This window comes from [Clostridium] ammoniilyticum (assembly GCF_025566905.1).
Classification (GTDB): Bacteria; Bacillota_I; Bacilli_A; order Erysipelotrichales; family Coprobacillaceae; genus Faecalibacillus; species Faecalibacillus intestinalis.
In genome coordinates this window covers 52,971-74,109 of the sequence record NZ_JAOQJR010000012.1, presented here as the reverse complement: position 1 = coordinate 74,109, position 21,139 = coordinate 52,971, and the positions used below count along the sequence as shown (strand labels likewise).

At 27.7% G+C, this 21,139-nt stretch carries 23 protein-coding genes; 18 read left to right on the top strand and 5 right to left on the bottom strand.

Going from position 1 to position 21,139, the window contains the following annotated elements; all coding sequences use genetic code 11:
- Window positions 1-42: 42 nt before the first annotated feature.
- A complete protein-coding gene (locus OCV55_RS11000; protein ID WP_052010840.1) occupies window positions 43-1,179 on the bottom strand; it encodes an IS30 family transposase in 1,137 nt (378 codons plus the stop codon).
- A gap of 295 nt (window positions 1,180-1,474) precedes the next feature.
- Between OCV55_RS11000 and rplM the strand changes: the two genes are divergently transcribed.
- The 5 genes from rplM (at window position 1,475) to OCV55_RS10975 (ending at window position 3,608) form a co-directional block, all read left to right on the top strand.
- Window positions 1,475-1,912 (top strand): 50S ribosomal protein L13, encoded by a 438-nt coding sequence (gene rplM / locus OCV55_RS10995; protein ID WP_022002676.1) that lies wholly within the window; start codon window positions 1,475-1,477, stop codon window positions 1,910-1,912.
- Window positions 1,913-1,923: 11 nt separating this feature from the next.
- Window positions 1,924-2,316 (top strand): 30S ribosomal protein S9, encoded by a 393-nt coding sequence (gene rpsI, locus OCV55_RS10990; RefSeq protein ID WP_022002675.1) that lies wholly within the window; start codon window positions 1,924-1,926, stop codon window positions 2,314-2,316.
- A 267-nt stretch (window positions 2,317-2,583) separates the two neighbouring features.
- A complete protein-coding gene (locus tag OCV55_RS10985; RefSeq protein WP_147580637.1) occupies window positions 2,584-2,994 on the top strand; it encodes a hypothetical protein in 411 nt (136 codons plus the stop codon).
- Between the two features lie 6 nt (window positions 2,995-3,000).
- Complete coding sequence (locus OCV55_RS10980) at window positions 3,001-3,324, top strand: tyrosine-type recombinase/integrase (protein WP_147580636.1); 324 nt, start codon at window positions 3,001-3,003, stop codon at window positions 3,322-3,324.
- 20 nt (window positions 3,325-3,344) lie between these two features.
- Entirely contained in the window at window positions 3,345-3,608 is a 264-nt protein-coding gene (locus OCV55_RS10975; protein WP_267309914.1) for a tyrosine-type recombinase/integrase, read from the top strand.
- A gap of 27 nt (window positions 3,609-3,635) precedes the next feature.
- On the opposite strand, the gene OCV55_RS10970 is transcribed toward OCV55_RS10975, so the two are convergent.
- The gene (locus tag OCV55_RS10970) at window positions 3,636-4,562 is read right to left on the bottom strand and encodes a hypothetical protein (protein ID WP_147580635.1); all 927 of its coding nucleotides are present in this window, start codon (window positions 4,560-4,562) and stop codon (window positions 3,636-3,638) included.
- Between the two features lie 519 nt (window positions 4,563-5,081).
- On the opposite strand from OCV55_RS10970, the gene OCV55_RS10965 reads away from it, so the two are divergent.
- The gene (locus OCV55_RS10965) at window positions 5,082-6,011 is read left to right on the top strand and encodes an HNH endonuclease (RefSeq protein WP_147580634.1); all 930 of its coding nucleotides are present in this window, start codon (window positions 5,082-5,084) and stop codon (window positions 6,009-6,011) included.
- A gap of 541 nt (window positions 6,012-6,552) precedes the next feature.
- On the opposite strand, the gene OCV55_RS10960 is transcribed toward OCV55_RS10965, so the two are convergent.
- On the bottom strand, window positions 6,553-7,305 hold the full coding sequence (locus OCV55_RS10960) for an SDR family NAD(P)-dependent oxidoreductase (protein WP_147580633.1): 753 nt from the start codon (window positions 7,303-7,305) through the stop codon (window positions 6,553-6,555).
- Window positions 7,306-7,499: 194 nt separating this feature from the next.
- On the opposite strand from OCV55_RS10960, the gene OCV55_RS10955 reads away from it, so the two are divergent.
- The 12 genes from OCV55_RS10955 (at window position 7,500) to OCV55_RS10900 (ending at window position 19,832) form a co-directional block, all read left to right on the top strand.
- Entirely contained in the window at window positions 7,500-8,312 is an 813-nt protein-coding gene (locus OCV55_RS10955; protein ID WP_147580632.1) for a MerR family DNA-binding transcriptional regulator, read from the top strand.
- A gap of 102 nt (window positions 8,313-8,414) precedes the next feature.
- Window positions 8,415-11,015, top strand: a complete 2,601-nt coding sequence (locus OCV55_RS10950) for a PRD domain-containing protein (protein WP_147580631.1) — start codon at window positions 8,415-8,417, stop codon at window positions 11,013-11,015.
- Window positions 11,016-11,339: 324 nt separating this feature from the next.
- Complete coding sequence (locus tag OCV55_RS10945; protein WP_032090807.1) at window positions 11,340-11,645, top strand: PTS sugar transporter subunit IIB; 306 nt, start codon at window positions 11,340-11,342, stop codon at window positions 11,643-11,645.
- Entirely contained in the window at window positions 11,646-12,980 is a 1,335-nt protein-coding gene (locus OCV55_RS10940) for a PTS sugar transporter subunit IIC (RefSeq protein ID WP_117459886.1), read from the top strand. It begins immediately after the preceding gene.
- Window position 12,981: 1 nt separating this feature from the next.
- Window positions 12,982-14,412, top strand: coding sequence for a 6-phospho-beta-glucosidase (locus OCV55_RS10935; RefSeq protein ID WP_147580630.1), 1,431 nt, complete (start codon window positions 12,982-12,984; stop codon window positions 14,410-14,412).
- 326 nt (window positions 14,413-14,738) lie between these two features.
- Window positions 14,739-15,323 (top strand): L-2-amino-thiazoline-4-carboxylic acid hydrolase, encoded by a 585-nt coding sequence (locus OCV55_RS10930; RefSeq protein WP_147580629.1) that lies wholly within the window; start codon window positions 14,739-14,741, stop codon window positions 15,321-15,323.
- A 13-nt stretch (window positions 15,324-15,336) separates the two neighbouring features.
- A complete protein-coding gene (locus OCV55_RS10925) occupies window positions 15,337-15,954 on the top strand; it encodes an SMI1/KNR4 family protein (RefSeq protein WP_147580628.1) in 618 nt (205 codons plus the stop codon).
- Between the two features lie 98 nt (window positions 15,955-16,052).
- Window positions 16,053-16,925, top strand: coding sequence for a ribokinase (locus OCV55_RS10920; protein WP_119364029.1), 873 nt, complete (start codon window positions 16,053-16,055; stop codon window positions 16,923-16,925).
- 79 nt (window positions 16,926-17,004) lie between these two features.
- Window positions 17,005-17,430: a helix-turn-helix domain-containing protein gene (locus tag OCV55_RS10915; protein WP_147580627.1), complete on the top strand. Its 426-nt coding sequence runs from the start codon at window positions 17,005-17,007 to the stop codon at window positions 17,428-17,430.
- 86 nt (window positions 17,431-17,516) lie between these two features.
- Window positions 17,517-17,792 carry an autorepressor SdpR family transcription factor gene (locus OCV55_RS10910; RefSeq protein WP_032090801.1) on the top strand — a complete coding sequence of 92 codons (276 nt, stop codon included), beginning with the start codon at window positions 17,517-17,519 and terminating at the stop codon, window positions 17,790-17,792.
- Entirely contained in the window at window positions 17,785-18,420 is a 636-nt protein-coding gene (locus tag OCV55_RS10905) for an SdpI family protein (RefSeq protein WP_119364021.1), read from the top strand. The genes OCV55_RS10910 and OCV55_RS10905 overlap by 8 nt, the downstream gene beginning before the upstream one ends.
- A gap of 92 nt (window positions 18,421-18,512) precedes the next feature.
- Window positions 18,513-19,832: a replication-associated recombination protein A gene (locus OCV55_RS10900; protein ID WP_147580626.1), complete on the top strand. Its 1,320-nt coding sequence runs from the start codon at window positions 18,513-18,515 to the stop codon at window positions 19,830-19,832.
- 37 nt (window positions 19,833-19,869) lie between these two features.
- Here the strand turns inward: OCV55_RS10900 and OCV55_RS10895 are convergent, their stop codons facing one another.
- Complete coding sequence (locus tag OCV55_RS10895; protein ID WP_147580625.1) at window positions 19,870-20,490, bottom strand: LytTR family DNA-binding domain-containing protein; 621 nt, start codon at window positions 20,488-20,490, stop codon at window positions 19,870-19,872.
- Window positions 20,487-21,068 carry a hypothetical protein gene (locus OCV55_RS10890; RefSeq protein WP_147580624.1) on the bottom strand — a complete coding sequence of 194 codons (582 nt, stop codon included), beginning with the start codon at window positions 21,066-21,068 and terminating at the stop codon, window positions 20,487-20,489. The genes OCV55_RS10895 and OCV55_RS10890 overlap by 4 nt, the downstream gene beginning before the upstream one ends.
- Between the last annotated feature and the right edge of the window lie 71 nt (window positions 21,069-21,139).

Genomic DNA, 21,139 nt, shown 5'->3' with positions numbered 1-21,139 from the left:
CCCGAATTGCAAGCAGAAACTGGAAATAAGAGAAAATAGGAACTAATTTTTATAGAAAATCGTATTTTCAGTTACATTAAGTTTAGCTAATTCATCTAGAAATAATTTTTCAGCAGGAAGATATCCAAGTATCTTCCTTTTCTTTTGATTGATTTTGTTATTTATATCAATACTTGTCTTTTTATCTATTGTGTTGATGTCAGTACCTTTCTGTATAAAATATCTGATAAGTCCATTACAGTTTTCATTTGAGGCCCTGTCACAAGAATGATAGGGTCTGCCAAAATAAATCTTGGTTCTCTTTTCTTTTGTGTTAGGTTTTACTTCCATATCCTTCCATCTAGAAAATTCACTACCGTTATCAAAAGTGATGGATTTGAAAATATCTTTAAAGCTATCACCGTAAAACTTGTGAAGCTTGTTGATTTGCATATATACTTTTTTAGAAGATTTGGAAGAAATAGGGATCATATAGTAAAATCGAGTTTTTCTTTCCAACAAAGTAAGATAAGCACCATTTTGACCATCTCTAGGACCAGTAACCAAATCGCCCTCCCAATGACCAAACGCTTCTCTGGAATCGACAGATTCAGGCCTTTCAGTAATAGAAACCCCTTTTTGTCTTTTAGGAATATATGTCTTCCAGTTCTTCTTTGTTTTTCTTCTGACCATGCGAGGAAGATCGATAGGTTTAATAGAGGTTTTACCCTGATGAACATAGTTATAAAAGGTTTTAGTGGAAACAGTTTCCATATCATTAATTTTATCCCTTTGATGAATAATCAAATAATTGATGGTTTCATCAATAGAAGAAAGCTTGTTGGATTTGATTTCGTTTTCAACCAGAGAAATAAAATCGGTAGCTTTATCAAATTTAGAATTGTTAGGAATCTTATGATTCTTGGATCTTTTTTGAAAAGCAGCCAAGGCAGATAGTTCAAAATGCTTATTGAGATGAGTATCTCTAATAGAGACCGTAGCATCTTTGATAATTGAATAGATATTAGAAACCGAAGTACCAACATCCAAAGCAAGATTTTTAATAAATTGAGTTTTACCGATGTTGCGCTTACCAGAATAAGAAGCGTTAAACATAATCAAGGAATTGATGATATACTCATAATGAGAAAAATCGAGATGTTTATTTTTTGTTTTTTGTGATATATTAATAGTGTTCATAGAGATCTCCTTATAAAGTGTGGTAACAATATAATACGATTTCTATGGACAATTTTCATATAGAAAATAAACATGAGGGGCATGTCACAGGCGCGAATTGATAACAAGGGGCATGCCCCTTGTTATCAATTCCTTAATTCCAGTTTCATTTTACAATACAGGGAATAAAAAATATTCGATTTTGTCGCATTATTTTGTTGACATTGATATTGTGATTTCATATAATTAAAAAGGTTTCATAGGCAAAAACCTTTTAAAGTCCCCGGTAAGGATAAACAAAGGAGAAAAGAAAAAGATGAGACAAACAACAATGGCAAATGCTGCCACAATCGAAAGAAAATGGTATGTAGTTGACGCAGCTGGACAAACATTAGGTCGTTTAGCTTCAGAAGTTGCTACAGTGTTAAGAGGGAAAAATAAACCTACTTACACACCACATGTTGATACTGGTGATTATGTAATCATTATCAATGCTGACAAAGTAGTTATGACAGGTAAAAAATTAGAAAACACTAAATATTACCGTCACTCAGGATGGTTAGGTGGTCTTAAAGTTAAGACAGCTAAACAATTCTTAGAACAAAATCCAACAGGATTTGTTGAAGCAGCAGTTAAAGGTATGTTACCACATAACACTTTAGGTAGAAAACAAGGAATGAAATTATTTGTTTATGCTGGTGATAAACATCCTCATGCAGCACAAAATCCAGTAGAAATGAAAGTGAAAGGGTAAGGTGAAAGATAATGGCAAACGTACAATATAGAGGAACAGGTAGAAGAAAATCTTCTGTAGCACGTGTTATCTTAACACCAGGTACAGGAAATTTCGTTATTAATGGAAAAGAAGCTAGAGAATATTTAGCATCAGACGTATTAAACATGATCGTTAATCAACCATTAGAATTAACAAACACTAAAGACAAATTTGATGTAACTGTTAATGTTTATGGTGGAGGGTACTCAGGACAAGCTGGTGCAATCCGTCATGGTGTTGCTAGAGCTTTATTACAAGCTGGTGACGATTACAGACCAACATTAAAAGCTGCAGGATTCTTAACTCGTGATTCACGTGTTAAAGAACGTAAAAAATATGGTCTTAAAAAAGCACGTCGTGCTCCACAATTCTCAAAACGATAGGAAATCGTATTGGAAAAATCAAGGAAAAGTCCCATTTTTGGGGCTTTTTTCTTGTTTCAAGAACCCTAAATTTCGCTCATAAGGTAACAATAAGGTAGCAAAATCAATCTATTATTTATTAGACTATCTATTGACCACATTCTCATAAATAGTGAAATGTGGTGAATCATAATGTCAATATAAATAAGGAGGATGATTAAATATGACATGTAATAAAACATATGCACTACCTAAGAAAGACAAGAGATTACCTAAAGGGTATGAACAGTGAAGAAACTTAAAAGGAGGAGAAGATATCCATATCTAGTACAAGTTCCAGAAGGTAAAGTAATAGCTAAAGATGGAAAATCTAGAACGAAGTACAAATATATTGGATATGTATCAACAAGAGAGGAGGGAATTATTTTATTAAATCGTTATCATCATGCAAATGATAAGACGATGTTTCTTTTACCTACTTTTGAAGATATCTATTATTTATGGGTTGAGGATTACTTTTACATTAATTATAAACCAATTATGGAAGATTATAAGGCAACTTTTATTACTGCATCTACTTTACATAAGAGAAAATTTATTTATATTAAAACCAATGACTTACAATTAGTAATTGATCAATGCGGAAAAAATTATCCAACATTAAGAAAATTGGCGTCATTATTTAGACACTTATATTGATATGCAATGAGTAATGATTTATGTGATAGAAATTATGCTGATTATATAAATATAAAAAAATATAAAAGAGTTATTTCTGTAGATAAAGAAAAAGTAATTTTTACAAAAGAAGAAATATCACTCCTATGGGAATATAAAGAAGATCCATATTATCAAATAATATTGATATTGAATTACACAGGAATTCGTATTGGCGAATTAATTTCTTTGAAAAAAGAAAATCTAAGACTTAATGAACAATATTTTGTTATTGTAAAAAGTAAAACGCAAAATGGTATTCGTAAAGTCCCAATTGCAGATAAAATCATGCCTTTTTTGAAATTTGGTTAAACAAAAACGATAGTGAATTTTTGTTTACTACAGAAGATAACAAACCTTTAGTATATAGCCACTATCGAGCTAAATACTTTGATCCAATCATGAAAGTACATGGATTAACTTATACTCCACATTGTTGTAGACACACTTTTATAAGTTTAATGGTACATTCTGGAGTGAATATTACTATAATCAAGCAAATTGTTGGTCATAAAAGGGTAATGACGATAACTGAAAGTGTTTATACTCATTTTACAAACAATGACTTGATAGATGCAGTAAATAAAATAGAATAGCCTAATTGCAGAAATTACAATAAACTATTAATTAGACTGCCTTTGATTAAAGTAGTAATTGACAATAAGTGAATGAATATTATTTTCAAAATATTGATTAAATAATGTTTCTAGAATTTCAAGTAAGTTTGTAACAGCAAAATAAAAATCTTTAATAATTTCTTCATTTAAAAATAACATATTTCCAACGATTAAGTTTTTGTATTTTTTATAGGATTTACTATTTAAAAAATTTTCATCAATAAATCCATTGTTGTGTATCACAACATTCCTGATTGAACAAATATCAAGTAATAGATTAAAACTATTGTCATTTATAAGTTCTTTCAAATTTATATTTAAAGCTTTTTTGTAATGATTATTTGCTTTTTGAATATTCATAAAATCATTACCAGTGTATTTGTCTAAAACATTCAAGAAATATTTATTTTCCATTAAATTATAGTTTAATTTAACTAGTAAGTAGAAAAAATCTCTTAAACTTACTTCAATAATAGAAGTTAACTCAACTATTTCTAGATGATACATATCGAAAGTAAGAGTTTCATCATCATATTCTTCATTATTCTTTTTCATAAAATCTAAAGCGATTCTATTTTGAGTAAATATTCTTATAAATCGGCTTAAATTAATTAAAGAATTATGATACACACTTTTTTTACCACAATTTGTACAATATTTATATTTTTGAATTTCTTTTATTTTTTCGGTAGATATAGTTAAATTAATTTTTCCGCAGAAAGGGCACATAGATTGAATTAACTTTATTTTTTGTTTTCGCATATTTGTAAAAAAAGTGTTTTTATTTTTAGGATTTATTTTGTTATTTTTACAATAATTGAGATAGTAAGAATAATATAAGTTTTCCATAAATATTTTTTGATTTGAATTGAATTTATTTAAAAAATTCTCATCAACAATATGGTAGATTGAATTATTTGTAATTTCTTTCATGTTTCGCCTCCTCATTGAAATATAAATATATCTTAGCATGTTAAATAATTACAGTGAACAATTTTTAGTTAATATAATAATTAATATTTTTGAATTAAAAGCTTTGTAACAAATATATAGTTAAACATATATAGAATTTATAAAGGTGAGACAAAGTAGCATAAAGAAACAATACGTGATTATAAATCAAAAAAGCCCGATAAAATCAGGCTTTCAACACTACTACAATTCTCCGTAAAATACCAAAACGTTAATTTTTGGGAATACTCAAAACAATTCAAAGAAACTCAAATCAGCAAAAGCCCCTATTTATCGGCTAAAACTTGATTTGAGTTTTTTTGTGCTTTGGTGAGTTGTTGATGTTAAGTAATGAGAAAAAAAGTTAGATTAAAGTATTAATAATATTTATTTAAGAATAAATTATGACATAGTTTAATAATTTTCAGTGTTATTCATGTTGCACGAAATATCGCATTTAACTATAATAAAATATATTATATGAGAAGGGAGTAGATTTTCTTGGAATGGTTGATCTCAGCTAATCATAATAAATATGATCATTTAAGAGCGTTTAACGAATTACCATATATTGATTGGAAGCAAAATGCTAATTATTCTGTAGGAGATAAAGTGTTTATTTACTCTACTAAACCAATAAGTGCTATCGAATTTTTGGTTGAAGTTATTGAGACTAATATCACAGGTGATCATGTTATAGACGATAAGATTTATTGGACTGATATGAATGAATATGAAAATGGGAGAAAGCATTCAAGGTATGCACGTTTTAAACTTATTGAACGTTTTGATAAAAATAAAATAACGATAGAAGATTTACATAACAATGGACTTGTGGGAAATATACAAGGACCAAGAAAACTATATGATGAAATAGGAAATATTTTAGAATTTGGTCAATATATTCACAACCGGCTTAATGAACTTGAAGAGAATAAAGAACGTGTTAAAGTAGTGAAACAAAACAATCAGTTAGATGATATGTTGAAAACAGTTATAACTGATATGACCATTGATTCATCAAAAATATATTCATATTCAGAAGATTTAAAGCCTAAACCAAAATTGGTTGAAAATAGATTTAATAAAGTATATAGAAGAAATAAAATAGTTGCTATTAATGCATTAGGTATTGCTAATTTTTCATGTGAAATTGATAAAAATCATAAGACTTTTAATCGTAAGAAAGATGGCGTCCCTTATACTGAACCTCATCATTTGATACCAATGGCTTATCAAGATAAATTTGAATATTCTATTGATATAGAAGAAAACATAGTATCGTTATGTAGTAATTGTCATAATGAAATTCATTATGGCGAAAATGCCAGAAATTTAATAGAAAAATTATATTATGAAAGAAAGAGCTTGTTGGAAAAAAAGAATATCTACATTTCTTTAGAAGAATTATTATCTTTTTACGGCTTATAAAAAAGATTTAATGGTGTATGCAAATTGCCTAGAAGATTCAAACGACATATATTGCTATCAGGGTTCATTAATTTTCGGTTGTCTTGTTTAAAAAAATCTTGTATCAATGAAAATGTTACTTAATCTTATTGTTCATAATAATATTTAGTCATGTTTAATGTTGTTTTGAGATGTTTTAACAATGTAACAAGTAAGCAACAAAAAGACTTTAAAACCCTTATTTTATAAGGTTTCGGAGTTCTCAAAACGTTAATTTATACGTTTATTCAGAGAAATTCAAAAAACTCAAATCGATATTTCAATTTGGGTTTTTTTGTAAAATGAAAATGAGTACAATGTTTACTATGCTTTGAAATGAACTTGCATATTAAAATATGTAATGCTCTAATTTGATCGCAAATTAGAGAACAATTGCATCAAAACGAAAAGGTAAGGATGAGAGAGATCCTTACCTTTTCTAACTTTTAGAGTTAGTTGTTTTGAAAAACAAAGCATTTATGAATATAATATAATTCAATACCTTTGTGCGAATTTAGTTTTATTATTTTCCAGCTACGCAACCACTATCAACAGGAAGTACAACACCGTTTATAAAAGATGATGCATCTTCACATAAGAATACTGCAGCATTAGCAATATCTTCTGGCTTTCCTAAATGACCACTTGGATTTGATTCTTCTGCTTGTTTATAAGCATCGGGAGCGATTTCTTTGAGTGAATTTACTAATTCAGTTTCGATAGTTCCTGGTGCGATAGCATTAATAGTAATATTAGATGTTGCGTAATCAAGAGCAGCTGCTTTTGTAACACCCACAACACCATGCTTAGCTGCACAATAAACTGAGTTTCCTTTGATTCCTAATAATCCAGCACCAGATGTCGTATTGATAATACGCCCAAAACCATTTTCTTTCATTATTTTTATTTCTTCAATCATACAATTTGTAACAGCAATTAAACAAATTCCAATTACTTTATTAACTTCTTCACTGGTACATTCATCAAGTGGCTTTGCTGGAATACCAAATCCTGCATTATTCATAGCATAATCTAATTTTCCAAATTGTTCTTTTATCCATACATAGGCATTTTTGATTTCATCAATATCAAATAAATTTACATGTTTATAAACAACCTTTTTTCCTTGATCACATAATTCTTTTGCTAAAGTTTCTCCTTTATCATCCTGAACATCAAAAATAATAACTTGGCAACCTCTATCAGCAAACATACGAACCATACCTTTTCCAATTCCACTTGCTCCACCAGTAACTAATACAACACGATTTTCCATTTTTCTACCTCCAAATATTTGATTATATATAAATTATAATTTATGGAGTAACTCTATAGTCAAGGATGGCTTATTTATCTAATTTAGGTACATTATCTTCTAAAAATACACAAAATTGAAGAAATAAATCTTGTATGATATAATTTTATATCAATAAAACATTGGACTAACTTTAATGTTAAGGAGATCATATTATGAAAATTAGTGAAGCTGCTAAATTGTTAGGCATATCTACAGATACAATACGTTATTATGAAAAAGAAGGAGTGATTTATCCAAAAAGAATAAGTCAAAACAACTATCGTGATTTAGATAATAAAGATGTTATTTCATTATTAGCATGTTTATATAATCGAAAGATAGAGTATTCTATGAAAGAATCAGTAGAGTATGTTGAAGGTATACCTGTTTCTAAAGTAACGGATATTTTAAATAATAAAATTTATGAATTAGAATCAGAAGTAAAGGAAACTAAAAATCTTATAGATTATTTAACAACTTTAAAGGTTGAGTCAGAAACAGATTTTTATAATATTGGGAACTATTGGATCACTGTTGAACCTAAATGTTATTTATTACCTTATGCGAAAATTTCTCAATCAGAATTTTGTTTTACTAAAGATGATCCAAGATATTATGCAAAATTATTTGAATATCTCCCATTCATTAGTCAAGCACAAGTAACAGATGTAAAACAATATGATTCTTCACAAAGTGTAACAGAGTGGTTTTTTGTGATACCCGAAATTATTTATAATCAACTTCCTCAAGAATTTTTAAAAGATGCAAGAGTTATGCCAAGACAACATTGTTTAAATACAGTTGTTATTAATGAGAACTGGGAATATCCAAATACTGAGATTTTTAAAGATCTATCGATTTATTTAAAAAAACGTAATATTAAATCTTGTGGAATTGCGACAGCAACTTATCCAAATTACTATTTTCAAGAGAACGGTAAAAAAGTACGTTATGCAAAAGTTAAAGTACCTATAGAATTGAAATAAATAGTTGAATAGAGAATATGAAAAATATGTAGACTTTATAAAAGTGTGCATATTTCTTTTTTTGTTTTATAATATGAATATATTTAGAAAAGGAGAAATTTTATGAAAAAGAAATATGAGGTTCTTTTTTATATTGATAAATTATCTACAAAAAAAGATCAAAACGATCCCTCTAAAATGGTGTTTTCAACAAAAGAATTAGCAAGTCATTTAAATATTCAACGTTCTAATTTATCAGCTATTTTGAATGAATTAGTTAGAGAAAATAAATTAGAAAAAATAGCTGGGAGACCGGTACTTTATAAAATACATAATAAATTAGATGAAGACGATTCTATATTTAATCAACTAATAGGATTTAATGGAAGCCTTGCTAAGTCTATTCAAGATATTAAATCAACACTTTTATATCCTGGTAAAAAAACGGTTATTTTATTGTCAGGGGAAAGTGGTACAGGTAAAAGTTTACTTGCTAAAAAAATATATGAATTTTCTAAAGAAAAAGGCCTAATTAATGAAAATGGTCAATTAGTGAAACTAAATTGTAAATACTTTATGAATGATGAAACTATGATTAAGAATTTATTTATTGATTATGGAAAAGCTGCTTTAGAAAAGGCGAAAAACGGAATGGTTTATTTTGATAATGTTCATTTAATACCAGAAAAATATAAATCAATTATATATGATTTAATTGAAATGAGTTCACTAAAAGAAAATAACTTTATGGTTGTTTTGTCATCGGATTGCTTTAATGAAAATGATTTAAAAAGTAATGCTCTCGATAATATATCAATAAAAATTGATTTGCCTTCTTTAGATAAAAGAGGATTGGTTGAAAGGATGGAATTAGTTCAGGGATGTTTTAAAAAAGAAGCAAGAAAAATAGATAAGTCGATTGTTATAGAACCTGAAACATTAGAATGCTTATTACTTTATCATTGTAAAAATAATATAAAACAACTTGTAAACGATATTTCTAGTGCATGTTCACATGCTTTTTTGAAAAATTTAGATAATAATTCAAATGTCTATGTCTATCTTGATGATTTTCCAATCTATGTAAAAAAAGGCTTTATTTTTTATAAAGAAAAATCGACAGAGATAAATAGACTTATTTCACATGATTTTTTATATTATTATTCAAAAGATTCTATTGAAAAAATAAAAATAAAGGAAAGTACTTCTGCTGTTTATGAACATCTTGAAAAACAAGATACATCATTAGTTGATAAATCCCTTTTGTTAAAAAATAAATACAATCAATTAATATCAAGTTATAGACAATACATTGATAAAGAGAAAATAAATGAATTGAATATTAGTAAATATATTCCACAAGAAATTATAAATATTGTAAAAGAATTCTTAGATAGTTCATCACAAAAATTAAAACGAGTTTTCCCGCAAGAAGTCTTTATTGTTTTATCTCTTCATTTAACAAAAATAATAAATAATAAGCAAAATGAACAAATTAATTTTGATTTAAATCAAATAGTAAATAAATATCAAGAAGAATATATACTAAGTTTAAAATTAATAGAACATTTAGAAAAGAAATATAAAATAGATATACCGTTAGATGAAGCAATAACTATTGTTTTGATTTTACTTTTGAATCAATTAAAAGAAAGCGAAAATAAACCTGTATTGTTAATTGCTATGCATGGAAAAAATGTAGCAAGTTCGCTTACTGGTGTTGTTAAACAAATGTCAAATAGTGATAGTGTTTATTCATATGATCTTTTATTAGAAAAGAAAATGCAAATGGCTTATGAAGAAATGAAATCATTGATTGAAAAAATTAATAGAGGTAAAGGTGTATTACTTATCTATGACATGGGTTCTGTAAAAATTATGGGTAAATTGATTTCTAAAGAAACAGGTATAGATATCCGCTTTATTGCTGCACCTTCCACAATGATTGCTTTAGAAACCGTAAAAAAGATGAGCAGCAATGATGATTTAGATGATATTATGTCTGAATTAGAACAAAGTTATCAACATTATTTTCCATCAATTGTTGAAAACTATCATCGACAAAAAAAGAAAAATGTTATTATCACTTTATGTATGAATGGCGAAGGTGGTGCTATACAAATAAAAAAATACCTAGAAGATTCATTAGAATTACAAGATATTGATATTGTTCCATTATCAATGAATAATCATAAAGAATTATTGTTTAAAATTAATGAATTGAGAAAATCGTATAATATTTTATGTACAATGGGATCATTTGATCCTCAATTATATGGCATTAAATTTATATCTGTAACTCAATTATTTAATACACCATTAGATAAATTATCACTATTAATTTCAAGTTCTAATCAAGACATTGTCATTAAAAAGAAAATAAAATATTCATTAATATTTAAAAATATTGAAAAACAAGTACCGAATATTGATATTGATATTTTGAAAAAAGTATTACCAGAATTTATTCAAGAATTAGATTGTCAATATCAATTATCCTATGATAAAAAGATAGGTCTTATTATGCATCTTAGTGGTGTTATCTGTAGCTTGGTTAATAATGCACCGATTCCTAAAAAATATAATTATAAAAATATAATTTCAACACATAAAAAAACATACGAATATTTATATGATTTAGTAGAAATGATAGAAGAACCTTTTCATATTCAATTTTCTGATTCTGATATTGCAAGTTTAATTACGATTATTAAAGAAATTTAATACTTATTTTAATAGCTTATTGTAAAGTAAGCTATTTTTTATTTATTAGTGTATAAAGTGTATAAAAAATATTTAAGAGTAATAAAAAGATAAATAATTTTATTGCTTGTAAATAAACAGTTTAACGAAGAAAATAAATGATAAAGAAGAAAAAGTGTATAAATTAAAAAAATAGTGTATAAATGAAAGGAAAAGAGATAAAATATGCTATTTGAATAAAAAGCGGTTACATTTTATACTACAGTTGCTAAGTAAAAAGGAACAAATGATCGATCAAATATTCAATTTACTTGATATTAGCAAATTTAAAGAGAGGGAAGATTTATGAAAATATTATTAATGTGTGCTAATGGTTTATCAACTGGTATTTTAATGAATAAGATGAATCAATGGGCAGAACAAAATAACGAAGATTTAGAAGTTAAAGCAATTCCAATTGATGATTATTTAAGTGTTTATAAAGATTATGATGTCTTATTAGTGGGACCACAAATGAGATATAAAATTAAAGATGTTCAAAAAGCAGTAACTGATCGACCTTCAGCTGTTATTAATCCTTCAGATTATGCTTTAGGGAATGTTGAAAATATTATAAAAGAAGTAAAAAGAATGATAAAGGAGGGGAAGTAAATGGATAAGTTTATGCACTTTGTTGAAGATAAAATGTCTCCAATCGCTGATAAGTTAGGTGAACAAAGACATTTATCTGCAATGCAAAAAGGTTTTATGACAGTATTACCATTAATCTTTGTTGGGGCAGTATTTATGGTTATTGCCAATCCACCAGTAACTGCAGACATGGTTAAATCTGGTGGTGTTTGGTCAATTTTTTCTGGATGGTTTAATTTTGCTACTAAGTATAAAATGGCTATTTTAGTTCCATACAATATGTCAATGGGATTATTAGCATTAGCAGTTACCTTTGTTATTGCTGATAATTTAGCAACTTCATATTCAATGAAAGGTATTACTAATGGTTTAACTGCACTTGTTGTTTTTCTATTAGTTGCAGCACCAGCAAATTATTTAGCTTTAGCGGATGGAACAACTCCATTATTAATGAATTGTACATATTTAGGTGCACAAGGATTATTTACTGCTATTATTGTTGCTTTATTAACAGTAGAAATCACAAGATTTTGTGAAATACACAATATTACAATTCGTTTACCAGAAATTTGTCCTCCAGCATTAACAAATTCTTTTAGAACTATTGTACCTATGGTTATCAATGTTTCTATATTCTATATTTTAAGTTTATTAAGTAGTAATTATTTAGGAATGTCAATTCCAGCGCTTATTGAAAAAGTTTTAGCAACACCAGTTGCAGCAGTTAACTCTGTTCCTGGTTCAATATTCTTATGTGCATTTATGTTGTTATTATGGTGTTGTGGAGTGCATGGACAAATGGTTACCATGGCACTTACTGCTCCAATTACAACAGCAGCTTTTACAGCAAATGCAGCATTAGTTGCAAAAGGACAAGCACCAATTTTTCATCCTATCTTTATGACATTAGGTATTGGTTTTTTAGGAGGAACAGGAAATACTCTTGGACTATGTATTTTATCTTGTTGGAAAGCAAAATCACAACAATTAAAAGCTTTTGGGAAAGCGACAATTGTGCCTAGTATTTTTAGAATTTCAGAACCAGCATTATTTGGAGCACCAATTATGTTTAACCCTGTATTAATGCTTCCTTTTATTGTTAATGGATTAATCGTATCTATTCTTTATTGGTTAGCATGTTCATTTGGTTTATTGACAGCACCTTATTTATTAATTAGTGGGACTTATCCTGTTTTCCTAAGTCTATTTGTTTATTGTTTAGACTGGAGAGTGTTTATTTTTATTGCTTTAATGATTCTATTAACATTAGCTATTTGGTATCCATTCTTTGTAGCTTATGATCATTCTTTATGCAAGAAAGAAGAAGCTGCAAAATTAGCTGAGGAGGAAGCATAAAGTGAGAACCTTACCAAAAGATTTCTTATGGGGTGGAGCAATAGCTGCTAATCAAGTAGAAGGTGGCTATAATGAAGATGGTAGAGGTCTTGCTAACATGGATGTAGTTCCAAATGGAAAAAATCGTTTTCAATATATGTTTGGAAATGTACAAGATTTATCTTTTAAAGAAGATGAAAAATATCCGGTTTTAAATGGGATAGATTTCTATCATCGTTATAAAGAAGATATTGCATTATTTGCGGAAATGGGATTTAAGGTTTTAAGATTATCTATTTCATGGTCAAGAATATTTCCTCGAGGGGATGAAGAAAGACCGAATGAAAAAGGATTACAATTTTATGATGATGTTTTTAAAGAATTAAAAAAATATCACATTGAACCTTTAGTAACGATTTCTCATTACGATTTTCCACTTTATTTAGTAAAAGAATATGGTGGTTTTAAAAGTAGAAAAATGGTTGATTTCTATAAGAAATATGCAACAGTTTTATTTAAAAGATATAAAGGTATTGTACATTATTGGCTTACCTTTAATGAAATTAATGATACATTAATTTTGCCTTATTTATCAGCAGGTGTTGTTATTGATCCAAATGAAGATAAAGAACAACAGTTATATAATGCAGCTCATCATATTTTATTAGCAAGTGCGTGGGCAGTAAAAATTGGTCATGAAATTGATCCAACAAATAAAATTGGGAATATGTTTGCAGGAGGTACATGGTATCCATATACATGTCATCCTCAAGATGTATTTGCAACAATTACAAAAAATAGAGATGCATTCTTTTTCTGTGATGTACAGGCGAGAGGGTACTATCCATCATATAAATTAAGAGAATTAGAAAGAAAAGGAATAACTATTCCATTTGAAGATGATGATAAAGAAATTCTTAAAAATAATACGATTGATTTTCTTTCATTTTCATATTATGCAACACATGTTGTTAGTGGTGACGAAAAACTCAATGAAGAGATTAAAAATAATCCCCTTGCTACTTTAAAAAATCCGTACTTAGGTGAAATTTTATATAAAAGACAAGATGATCCAATGGGTTTACGTAATACATTGAATATGTATTATGATCGTTATCAAAAACCATTATTTATTGTTGAAAATGGTACAGGAACAAATGAAGTATATGTCGAAGGTAAAGGAATCAATGATGAAAGACATATTGAGTATTATCGAGAACATATTAAAGCATTAAAGGATGCTGTTATTATAGATGGCGTTGATTTAATGGGATATACAACATGGGGATGCATTGATTTATTAAGTGCTTCATCTTGTCAAATGTCAAAAAGATATGGATTTATTTATGTAGATTTAGATGATGAAGGCCATGGAACGATGAATAGATATCGAAAAAAATCGTTTTATTGGTATAAAAAAGTCATTGAAACAAATGGCGAAGATCTAGATTAGTTTTATAATTTTTCTTCCTTAATAATATATAAAACTGAATAATAGAGGATATCATACGAATAAGTATGATATTTTCTTTATATAAAAGCATTTAATTTACAGGATAAGTTTTAAATAGTATATTTGAGTAGCTTTTGTAACGAAACTTGTATGCAACAAAATCATCTAAATACCCTCATTTTATAAGGAATTGGAGTTCTCAAAACGTTAGTAATAACTTTTATGAGATATCTAGAGAAGTATTTGAACTTTGTAAAAAGTTTGAATACTTCTTTTTCTTTTATAATGACGTTATAATATGATTGTATAAAAGAGGTGTATTTATAATGAAAATCAAACAACAAAAACAAGTAAAATCATATTTAATCGAAGAATTTGGTCCAAATAAAGGAAATGAAATATTTGATAAACAAGAAAAAGAACTTTATAAAATTATTAAAAAAACAAAAGATAAAACAGAAAATCAAATGAAAACACTTATTCAAACAATTCTACCACGAATTGCTTTATATAAAGTCTTATTGAACGAAGAATTTTCAAAAGAAGATGTCTATCAATATATGAGAAAATATATGATTGATAAAATTGCAGCCAAAAAACATGCATCTACAGCTAAAATGGAATTAGTGCCTGGGTTTTATAAAATTTATAGTTTTATTTTTTTAAAAATCATGCGTACAACAGATTTACAAGAAAACACTCAAAGCTATGGTAAAGATTATTATGATGTTACGATTACTAAATGTTTATGGCATACAGCATGCAAGGAAAATGGCTGTGAAGAGTTGTGTCATTTGTTTTGTGATGTGGATGATGTGACTTATGGTGGTTTAAAAAAGATTGGATTTACGCGTACAAAGACTTTAGGTTATGGTGGAGATTGTTGTAATTTTCATTTCTTTAAGAAATAGATGATGTGATTTTATGGATTTAAAAAATATTGAATTCATTGAAAAAAATAAACCAGCAATTGATGAAGATATTCATTTAGTAAATAATCAAATAAAGGGTATATTGCCAGATGTCTATAAAGAATTTTTAAAAATAACAAATGGTGCGGTATTAAATGGATATGTTTTTTATAGTACAAAAGAAATGATAGAAATGTACAAATGTCATGATTTTTCTAATAATATGCCAGAATATATAAGTATTGGTAATGATAATGGAGACTGGGAACTTGTTATAAAGGCAACAAAAGATGCTACATTGTGTGGCTTTTTAGATGCAGGATCAATTGGTATTTCTGATCCTGATGAATGGTTTGATTTTAGATTATGGATAAATGAGGGATGTAAGATGTTTGAAGAAGATGATAATAGTGATTTAGGGAAAGTATATATTATAAAATTACCAAAAGAAAAATTAAAATTTTTAGCTGAAACTAAAAGAATATTTTTTTTAAATATAAGTACAGGTCTTCTTTATAAAAAGGTCAATACTCTACCTTATGTAATAATGGAAGATATTTATATTTCAAAAGCGGATACATATATTGAACAAACATCTTTTCCAGAATGTTATGAATTTAGAAATGATTAAAAGAAGTATTTATATAAAAATCTAAATACTTCTTTTTCTTTTATAAAAAGAAGAGAATGTTTATAATATAAACAAAAATAAGAAGTTATGGAGGATTTATGAAAGTATTATGTTTTGGATCCGCTAATTTGGATCATGTATATAAAGTCAATCATTTTACAGTACCAGGAGAAACACAAGGATGTCTTGAATATACAGTTAAATGTGGTGGAAAAGGCGTTAATCAAGCAATTGCAATGTCTCTTGCAGGAAATGAAACGTATTTTGCAGGAATTATTGGAAATGATGGCACTCTATTAAAAGATGCGCTTGTAGGAAAGAATGTGAATATTGATTATTTAAAAATTTCAAATAAGCCAACAGGACATGCTATTATTGAAGTTGATCAAAGTGGTCAAAATCATATTCTTTTATATGGTGGAACAAATAAAGAGATTGATTTTGAATATATTGATGAGGTTTTATCTCATTTTTCAACGGGTGATGTGGTTGTTTTACAAAATGAAATCAATAATGTACCTTATATTATTGATCGCTGTTATGAAAAAGAAATGAAGATTTTTTTCAATGCAGCTCCTTATGATGAATCAATTCAAAATTATCCAATTGAAAAAGTAACATGGCTTGTAGTCAATGAGACAGAAAGTGCTGCTTTAAGCGGTGAAGAAAATTATGAAAAGATGCTACAAGTGTTAAAACAAAAATATCCACATACAAATATTCTTTTTACAATGGGAAAAGACGGAAGCAGAGTTTTAACAAACAATGAAGATGTCAAAGTAGAAGCAATGAAAGTTAATGCAATAGATACAACAGGTGCAGGAGATACTTATATTGGTTATTTTGTAAAAGGAATTCTTGAAGGATTCTCTTTAGTTGAATCAGCAAACTTAGCAACAAAAGCAAGTGCAATTGCGGTGACAAGATTTGGTGCAGTTGACTCAATTCCAAGTTATGATGAAGTAAAATAAAGAATGTTAATATGTGTTGCTTGAAGCAACAACTACTTTTATATAAGATGTGTTTATCTTAATAAAGGAGGATAGAGGAATGTTTGCTGAAAACCTAAAGAAAATAAGAAAAGATAAAGGTTATACGCAAGAAATACTCGCTGAAAAATTGAATGTTGTTAGACAGACTGTTAGTAAATGGGAAAAGGGACTTTCATTGCCTGATGTAGATATGCTTTCCAAAATAGCAAACGTATTAGAAACAGATGTGAATATTCTTCTTGATGGTCAAATTACAACAACAGATCAAAGTGAGATTGTTAAACAATTAGCTAAAATAAATGAACAACTAACAATAAAAAATAGACGTTATAAAAAAATAATGAAGACAATAGCTATCATTTTATTGATAATCGTTATTTTTGGTATTTTATTAGTCATCCTAAATATAGGAACTTTTATAAGTATTTCTAATAGTGAAACGACAACAACTGTAGAAACAATGATTAAAGAAGTAGTTAGATAAAAATTTAATACTTGTTTTTTTTTATAAATATGATATACTATATTTAACATTTAAGTTAAATGTTAAATGATAATGAGGTGATAAAGATGGCAATGCAAAATACGCTACATGCTTTAGCGGATCCAACAAGGCGAGAAATACTTAATTTATTGAAACAGTCAAGAATGTCTGCGGGTGATATTGTTAAGTATTTTTCAATTTCGGGAGCTGCTATTTCAAGACATCTATCGGTTTTAAAAGAAGCGGGTTTGATTCGAGATGAGCGAGAAGGAAAGTTTATTTATTATGAACTTAATGCAACAGTGCTTGAGGAAATTATGTTGTGGATCAGTGAGTTAAAAGGAGATACTAAAAATGATTAAACAAAATAAAAAAATGATAATATTAACATCTATTGTGACATTGCTTCCTATAGTTATTGGATTACTTTTATGGAATCAACTACCACAATTAATGGCTACACATTTTAATTTTAATGGTCAACCAAATGGTTATTCTTCTAAAACTTTTACCGTATTTGTCTTACCATTGATTTTACTGGTTATTCATCTTTTTTGTGTGATAGGAACAAGTATTGATCCAAAGTCTAAGAATATTAATAAGAAGATATTTTCAATCGTATTATGGATCAGTCCGTTGATTTCATTGCTTGTTTGTAGTTGTATATATGGTTATGCATTAGGTTATATCACAAATATTAGTTTTCTTACAGAATTGATGATAGGGGTATTGTTTATTGTTTTAGGTAATTATATACCAACAGTCAAACCAAATTATACAGTAGGAATTCGTACTTCGTGGGCATTAGATGATCCAGACAATTGGTATCATACACACCGTTTTGGTGGAAAATGCATGGTTATTGGTGGTATTCTTCTTATTGTTTTATCACCATTTATGAATTTATTTATTTTCTTTATTTTTGTTTTTATTCCGGTACTTTTGCCAATTATTTATTCGTATTTATATTTTCGAAAGAAAAGTGTTTAAAAGGAGTATTCTGGTTTTGTAAGAAGTTTAAATACTTCTTTTTCTTTTAGAGAAAGTTTATAATGTGGATAAATAAGAAATGAGGAAAGAAAATGAATTTATTTGATATGGATGAAGATATAAGAAAACTACCACTTGCCAGTAGAATGCGCCCTGTAAGTATAGATGAAATTGTAGGCCAACAACATATTATTGGAAAAGATAAATTACTCTATCGTGCTATTAAAGCAGATCGTTTGGGTTCTATTATTTTATATGGACCTCCAGGGGTTGGAAAAACAACGATTGCGAGAGTTATTGCTAATACAACAAATTCACATTTTTGTAAATTAAATGCGACGAGTGCAGGAATTAAAGATGTGGAAAAGATAATAGAAGAAGCTAAATTTAATCAAAATGCTTATCATAAAGGAACGATTTTATTTATCGATGAAATTCATCGTTTTAATAAAACACAACAAGATTATCTTCTTCCTTATGTAGAAGATGGTATTGTTATTCTCATTGGAGCTACTACCGAAAATCCATATTTTGAAGTCAATAATGCCTTACTTTCAAGATGCCGTATCTTTGAATTAAAACCTTTAGAAAAACAAGATCTAATCCGTTTAATTGATAGAACGCTTACTGATCAAAAACGTGGTTTAGGAAATGAAAAAATCATAATTGATGAAGATGCTAAAAACTTTTTAGCTGACATGGCTAGTGGTGATGCAAGAAGTGTTTTAAATGCCTTAGAACTTGCTTATCTTACTACAGATAAAAACAAAGAAGGAAAAATTCACATCAGTCTTGAAGTCGCAGAAGAATGTATTCAAAAAAAAGCAATTCGCTATGATAAAAGTGGCGGTAATCATTATGATGCGATTTCTGCTTTTATTGAATCTATGAAACATACAGAACCAGATGCAACTTTATATTATCTTGCTAGAATGTTGATTGCTGGAGAAGATGTCAAATATATTGCAAGAAGAATATGTGTATGTGCAAGTGAAGATATTGGTCTTGCTAATTCACAAGCTCTAGTTGTGGCTACAAATGCCTTTTTGGCAGTAGAAAGAATAGGAATGCCCGAAGCGGCTAAGATCTTAGCTCATGCAGCACTTTATGTTTGTTGTTCTCCTAAATCAGATACGGTATCTCGAGGAATCACACAGGCAATGGCAGATGCTAAGCAAACAACCAATGTACCTATCCCTCCTTTTTTACAAGATGCAAGTTATAAAAATGCCCAAAAGCTTGGTAGAGGTGTTGGTCTAGATAATATTCATGCTTTTAAAAATCATTATTCGGGTAAAAAATGTATGCCAAAAGAATTATCAAATAGACATTATTTTCAATTGACACAAATGGGAAATGAAAAGAGTATTCAAAAGTTTTTAGATTATTTACGTGAAAATAGAAATAATTAAATGAAAAAAAGTAAAGATGATTGGCAATCTTTACTTTTTAAATACTTTCTTTAAAGTTTCTACCAATTGGTAGAATTGTAGAATCTTTTAAAATCAATTCTTTTGCTTTGATTTCTTTAATAAAGTTTTTATTAATAACAAATGATTTATGAATTTGAATAAAATTATTAGAATCAATTTCTTTAATAAAAGAAGATAAGTTTTTTCTTTCAATAAAGTCACCATTATCATGATGAATAATAAGTTTATGATTCATTGATTCTACATACATGATTTGAGCAAGTCTTAATTCAAAAGACATTTGTTTGTTTTTATAATGATAAGTCTTAAATCTTGAAAATATTTGTTGATGAATGGTTTCTGATTTGGAATAAAGACTATTTTCTAAATCATCATTTTCAAAATATAAATGTACCCCTAAGGTTAAACATTCATTGAGTAAATGAAAATCTTTAGGACCAATAATGTAAATCAAAGTTTCTGGATATTTATTGATTTGATGGATTTTGTCTAAATCATTAAGTGAATTTATTTCAATAAAATAGATATCATCATAAGATGCTGGACTGAATTTTTCTAAATAGTAATCTTTTGCTGCAAAATATTTTTTGATTATCTCAAAATAATAATCTTGTACATGACAGGCGATACGAATCATTTTCTATCACCAGCTATCTTTTCTAAATAATAAGCTAAAGGCTCTTTTTTATCTAATTGATCAAGAATATGATAACGATCTTTAAAGATAATTCCTTTTTCTTTTAAAAATTCAATTGCATCTATTACTTCTTTTCTTTTCCTTGTAACAATGGGTTGAAAAGAAAAAGAAGATCCATCCTTCATTAATACTTTAAAAATAACATTATAACCATTAGTGCCATAAAAAAGCATCGGAACTGCTTCATAAGTAACTTGGATACACATGATTTTATCCAGCTTTATTTTCATTTGATAATCTATATTTCTTGTAAAAAGACTATGAAAAAAAGCACGGGATTTTTCTACTACACTATCATAAAAAGTGTATTTAAGATAATGTTCATCCACTTCCCAAATATTATTACAAAATGCCATACTAGGAAGAAAGATAAAGATAATCAAAAAAATAAGCATAAATCCACAAATATTCATTCCTGAAAATGGACTATAAATGATTAAAAAAACAGCCCAAAAAATAATGATGAATGAATAAATAAAACTTAATTTATAATGGGGTTTTCCTACTTTGTACTTCATACTATCCCTCCTTTAACTGTATTGTATCATAAGTTATTTAGTTAAAGATGTTGTTTGTGTCATTTCTAGGT

Excerpts from the sequence above, each read along its gene's own strand:
- rplM (WP_022002676.1), top strand. The coding sequence starts at position 1,475 with ATGAGACAAACAACAATGGCAAATGCTGCCACAATCGAAAGAAAATGG.
- OCV55_RS11000 (WP_052010840.1), bottom strand. The coding sequence starts at position 1,179 with ATGAACACTATTAATATATCACAAAAAACAAAAAATAAACATCTCGAT.
- OCV55_RS10930 (WP_147580629.1), top strand. The coding sequence starts at position 14,739 with ATGAAAATCAAACAACAAAAACAAGTAAAATCATATTTAATCGAAGAA.
- OCV55_RS10940 (WP_117459886.1), top strand. The coding sequence starts at position 11,646 with ATGGATAAGTTTATGCACTTTGTTGAAGATAAAATGTCTCCAATCGCT.
- OCV55_RS10900 (WP_147580626.1), top strand. The coding sequence starts at position 18,513 with ATGAATTTATTTGATATGGATGAAGATATAAGAAAACTACCACTTGCC.
- rpsI (WP_022002675.1), top strand. The coding sequence starts at position 1,924 with ATGGCAAACGTACAATATAGAGGAACAGGTAGAAGAAAATCTTCTGTA.
- OCV55_RS10905 (WP_119364021.1), top strand. The coding sequence starts at position 17,785 with ATGATTAAACAAAATAAAAAAATGATAATATTAACATCTATTGTGACA.
- OCV55_RS10910 (WP_032090801.1), top strand. The coding sequence starts at position 17,517 with ATGGCAATGCAAAATACGCTACATGCTTTAGCGGATCCAACAAGGCGA.
- OCV55_RS10895 (WP_147580625.1), bottom strand. The coding sequence starts at position 20,490 with ATGATTCGTATCGCCTGTCATGTACAAGATTATTATTTTGAGATAATC.
- OCV55_RS10950 (WP_147580631.1), top strand. The coding sequence starts at position 8,415 with ATGAAAAAGAAATATGAGGTTCTTTTTTATATTGATAAATTATCTACA.
- OCV55_RS10920 (WP_119364029.1), top strand. The coding sequence starts at position 16,053 with ATGAAAGTATTATGTTTTGGATCCGCTAATTTGGATCATGTATATAAA.
- OCV55_RS10890 (WP_147580624.1), bottom strand. The coding sequence starts at position 21,068 with ATGAAGTACAAAGTAGGAAAACCCCATTATAAATTAAGTTTTATTTAT.
- OCV55_RS10945 (WP_032090807.1), top strand. The coding sequence starts at position 11,340 with ATGAAAATATTATTAATGTGTGCTAATGGTTTATCAACTGGTATTTTA.
- OCV55_RS10960 (WP_147580633.1), bottom strand. The coding sequence starts at position 7,305 with ATGGAAAATCGTGTTGTATTAGTTACTGGTGGAGCAAGTGGAATTGGA.
- OCV55_RS10970 (WP_147580635.1), bottom strand. The coding sequence starts at position 4,562 with ATGAAAGAAATTACAAATAATTCAATCTACCATATTGTTGATGAGAAT.
- OCV55_RS10980 (WP_147580636.1), top strand. The coding sequence starts at position 3,001 with ATGAGTAATGATTTATGTGATAGAAATTATGCTGATTATATAAATATA.
- OCV55_RS10915 (WP_147580627.1), top strand. The coding sequence starts at position 17,005 with ATGTTTGCTGAAAACCTAAAGAAAATAAGAAAAGATAAAGGTTATACG.
- OCV55_RS10955 (WP_147580632.1), top strand. The coding sequence starts at position 7,500 with ATGAAAATTAGTGAAGCTGCTAAATTGTTAGGCATATCTACAGATACA.
- OCV55_RS10925 (WP_147580628.1), top strand. The coding sequence starts at position 15,337 with ATGGATTTAAAAAATATTGAATTCATTGAAAAAAATAAACCAGCAATT.